Raw genomic sequence first — 4,188 nt, forward strand, 5'->3', positions numbered from 1 at the left:
GCGCGGGGCCCCGGCTGGCCGCGTTGCGGGGGGCCCTGCCGGGTGAGTTCGCGGGGGGCGGCCCCCACGGCCGCCGGGTCGGACCCCTTCGCCACCAGCGCGACGCCGCCGCCGCCCATGCGGTAGTACGGATAGCTGCCGATATCGAGCGCCGGCCAGCGGTGCTGGATGGCGGCCAGCCCCTCCGCGATGCGGCCTTCCATGACGCCGTCGGCATGCACGGTGCGCGATTCGATCGGCGGTCCGCCCTGCAGCGTCGGCGCCAGGCTCTCGAACATCGCCTGCATGATGCGCGGCACGCCGGCCAGCACATGGACGTTGCCGATCGTGAAGCCGGGCGCGATGGAGATCGCGTTGTCGATCAGCGTCGCGCCGCGCGGCATCGTCGCCATCCGCTGCCGCGCCGCGTTGAACTCGCCCGGCGGATAGTGCCGCTCCATCCGCGCCCAGGCGTCCGGATGCGGCTCCCACGGCACGCCGAAGGCCGCGGCGACGCATTCGCTGGTGATGTCGTCATGCGTCGGACCGATTCCGCCGGTGGTGAAGACGTGGTCGAATTTCTCCCGCGTCTGGTTCAGCGTGGCGATGATGGTCTCGCGCACATCGGGGATCACCCGCACCTCGCGCAGCGGGATGCCGATCTCCCCGAGGCGGGTCGCCAGGAACTGCACATTCGCGTCGCGCGTGCGGCCCGAGAGGACCTCGTTGCCGATGACGAGCAGGCAGGCGGTGGGGTTTCCGTGCGACATCGGGCCTCCGACGGTCGCCGCGAGGCTACAGGAAATCCCGGAGCAGCGCGACCAGCGGCTTGTCCGCGGGCGGCATCGGATAGTCGGCGAGCTTCTGCGGCCGCGCCCAGGCCAGAGCCTGGCCTTCCTGCGCCGTCACCCGCCCCTCCCACCGGCGGCACAGATAGAGCGGCATCAGCAGGTGGAAGTTCTCGTAGCCGTGGGAGGCGAAGGCGAAGGGCGCGAGGCAGCTTTCCGCCACGTCGATCGCCAGCTCCTCCTTCAGCTCGCGGATCAGCGCGGCCTCAGGCGTCTCGCCTTGATGCACCTTGCCGCCGGGGAACTCCCAGAGCCCGGCCAGCGCCTTGCCCTCGGGCCGGCGGGCCAGCAGCACGCGCCCATCGGGATCGATCAGCGCCACCGCCGAGACCAGCAGGATCGGCTTGCCCGCCGCCGGCGCCTCGGCCGGCGCCTGCGGTGCCGGCGGCGGCGCCCCGGCCGGCAGGTCGGCGCGCGTCATCTCGAAGGTCAGCACCGGCATCGCGCCACCGCGCGAGAGGAAGTCCTGCGCCGCCTCGCCCACCTGGCGGAAGCCGATGCGCTTGAGCAGCGCCTGGCTGCGCGGGTTCTCCACCAGCGCCGAGGCGACCAGCCTGTCGATGTCGAGATTGGCCAGCGCCCAGCGCGCCAGCCGTCCCGCCGCCTCCGCCCCGTAGCCCTGGCCCCAGGACTTGCGGCCCACCCAGTAGCCGAGCTCGGCCTGCTTGCGTTCGGGGCGCAGCGTCAGGCCGACGCAGCCGACCAGCGCCTCGCGGTCCTGCTCCCTTCCGATGATCGCGAGGTGCCAGGCGCGGCCTTCCGCGATCAGCGCGTGGGTGGACGCGATCCACTCATCGGCGAGCTCGCGCGGATAGGGAAAGGGCACGCGCGCGAGCATCTTGGCCACTTCCCAGTCATTGACCAGGCGATGCAGCGCCGGCGCGTCCTCCTCGCGCAGCGGGCGCAGCAGGAGGCGCCCGGTGGCGAGCGGCGCGAAGGGCGGCGGCGCGGAGTGCTCTTCGCTCAGGACCGGTACGCCCCGTTGATGTCGATGTAGCCATGCGTCAGGTCGCAGGTCCACACCGTCGCGCTGCCGCGGCCGAGGCCGAGATCCACGTCGATCCGCACCTCCCGGCCCTTCATGTGCGCGACCACCGGCGCCTCGTCATAGCCCGGCACGATCTCTCCCTCCCGCGCCATCCAGGTGCCGCCGACCCCGACGCTGAGCCTGTCGCGATCGGCCTTCTCGCCCGACTTGCCGACGGCCATGACGATGCGGCCCCAGTTGGCGTCCTCGCCGGCGATCGCGGTCTTCACCAGCGGGGAGTTGGCGATGGACATGGCGACGCGGTGCGCCGACTTCGCGGAGACCGCGCCGGCGACATGGATCTCGATCAGCTTCTGCGCGCCCTCCCCGTCGCGGGCGACGAGGAGGGCGAGGTCCATCAGCACCTCGTGCACCGCGCGGGCGAAATCCTTCAGCATGGCGCCGCCTTCGGCCGGCACGCGCGGATGCTTCGTGGCGCCCGTTGCGAAGAGCAGCACGGTGTCGCTGGTGGAGGTGTCGGAATCCACGGTCACGCAGTTGAAGCTGCGGTCCACGCCCTTCTTCAGGATCGCCTGCAGCGCGTCGGCCGGCACCTTCGCGTCGGTGGCCAGGAAGCACAGCATCGTCGCCATGTCCGGCGCGATCATGCCGCTGCCCTTGGCGATGCCGTTCACCGTGACGGTCGCGTCGCCGATCCTCGCGGTGCGCGTCGCGCCCTTGGGGAAGGTGTCGGTGGTCATGATCGCGCGCGCGGCGTGCTCCCACGGCTCCGGCGTGAGCGCGGCATGCACGCCGGGCAGCGCGGCGGTCAGCTTCTCGGTCGGCAGCTTCTCGCCGATCACGCCGGTGGAGGCGAGGAACACCTCGTTCGGCTTGCAGCCGGCGAGCTTCGCCATCGCCGCGGCCGTCGCCTTGCAGGTCTCGCGCCCGGCCTTGCCGGTGAAGACGTTGGAGTTGCCGGCCGTCACGACCAGCGCGCGCGCCTTGCCGCCCTTCAGCGCGGCGCGGCACCAGTCCACGGGCGCGCCGGGGCACTGGTTCCTGGTGAAGACCCCCGCGACGGTCGTGCCGGCGGGGAAGGCCATCATGGTGACGTCCTCGCGCGCCTTGTAGCGGATGCCGGCGACGCCGGTGCCGAGCAGCACGCCGGGCACGGGCGGCAACCCGGGAAGCGGCAGCGCCAGGGGGGAGACGGGCAGGTCCTTACCGGAGGCCATGTGGGCGGTTTCCTGGCTGGGCGTTTCGGGACGCGTCTGTCCCTGACGCGATCCTCCCCCGCAAGCCGGGGAGGGCGCGGGATCACCGACGCTGTGCGGGGGCGGGCGCCTGGGCCGGGGGCGGCGCGGCGCCATCCAGCAGGGACGGTGCGCGCGGCGCGCCCGCGGCATCGGTGCGCTCCACCTGGGCGGCGGCGCGGATGCGCTCGACGGCGGCGTTCACCCCCTCCTCGAAGGCCTGCTGGCGCAGGTGCTCGCGGCTTTCGTCGAAGGACGGGGCCGGGGCGGCGCGGCGCTCCTCCACCTTGATGACATGCCAGCCGAACTGGGTGCGGACCGGGTTCTGGCTGATCTGGCCGGGCTGCAGGGCGAAGGCGGCCGCCTCGAATTCCGGGATCATGTCGCCGCGCTTGAAGAAGCCGAGATCGCCGCCCTCCCGCGCGCCGGGCCCGGTCGAGCGGCGGCGGGCCACCTCGGCGAAGTCGGCGCCGGCGCGTCCGGCCTCGGCGAGGGCGGTGCGGGCTTCCTGCTCGGTCGCCACCAGGATGTGCCGGGCGCGGATCTCCTCCTCCGGCGGGCGGGCGGCGGTCTCGCGGGCGTAGCGGGCGCGCAGCGCCTCCTCGGTCAACAGGGGCTGCACGGCGCGCAGCAGCAGCGCCTGCTGCAACGTCTCCTCCTCGGCGCGGCGGATGCGGGCCTGCACCTCCGGCTCGCGGTCCAGGCCCATCTGCCGCGCGGCGGCCACCAGGGCCTTCTGGGTGATCATCTGGTCGAGCAGCAGGGGCTGCAGGGTCTGCGGCGGCATGGCGCGCAGCTCGGGCGGCAGCCGCTGGATCTCCGCCTCCAGGTCGGACTGCCGGATTTCCAGGCCGTTCACGCGCGCCAGCACGGGGTCCGTCGGCGGGGCCTGGGCGAGGGCAAGGCCGGCCGGCAGCAGCAGGGCGGCGAGAAGGAGGGCCGAACGGCGCATCGGGAAACGACTCCGCGGGAGGGCGCGGAAGATGGCGGATGCGCCGGGGCGCCACAAGGCGGGGCGGGGGCCGGTTGCGTTGACGAGCCCCCCCGGGCCGCCGATCTCTCGGCCGCTGCGCCCCCGCCCCGCCGCCCCCGCGCCCCCCCCCGGGGGCCCCCGCCCGCCCCGCCCCCCCCCCCCCGC

4 protein-coding genes are annotated in these 4,188 nt (G+C 73.8%); all 4 read right to left on the reverse strand.

From position 1 onward, the window contains the following. On the reverse strand, nucleotides 1-749 hold a 749-nt coding region (locus tag AC1MIR_RS05800; protein ID WP_480027238.1), incomplete at its 3' end, for a competence/damage-inducible protein A. A 25-nt stretch (nucleotides 750-774) separates the two neighbouring features. Then, on the reverse strand, nucleotides 775-1,794 hold the full coding sequence (locus tag AC1MIR_RS05805; protein ID WP_480028713.1) for a GNAT family N-acetyltransferase: 1,020 nt from the start codon (nucleotides 1,792-1,794) through the stop codon (nucleotides 775-777). Then, nucleotides 1,791-3,032 carry a bifunctional glutamate N-acetyltransferase/amino-acid acetyltransferase ArgJ gene (argJ, locus tag AC1MIR_RS05810; RefSeq protein WP_480027239.1) on the reverse strand — a complete coding sequence of 414 codons (1,242 nt, stop codon included), beginning with the start codon at nucleotides 3,030-3,032 and terminating at the stop codon, nucleotides 1,791-1,793. Before argJ ends, AC1MIR_RS05805 begins: the two co-directional genes overlap by 4 nt. A gap of 82 nt (nucleotides 3,033-3,114) precedes the next feature. Continuing rightward, nucleotides 3,115-4,002: a peptidylprolyl isomerase gene (locus AC1MIR_RS05815; protein ID WP_480027240.1), complete on the reverse strand. Its 888-nt coding sequence runs from the start codon at nucleotides 4,000-4,002 to the stop codon at nucleotides 3,115-3,117. Nucleotides 4,003-4,188: the final 186 nt, after the last annotated feature.

It is taken from the genome of Falsiroseomonas sp. RANM36, from assembly GCF_056682175.1.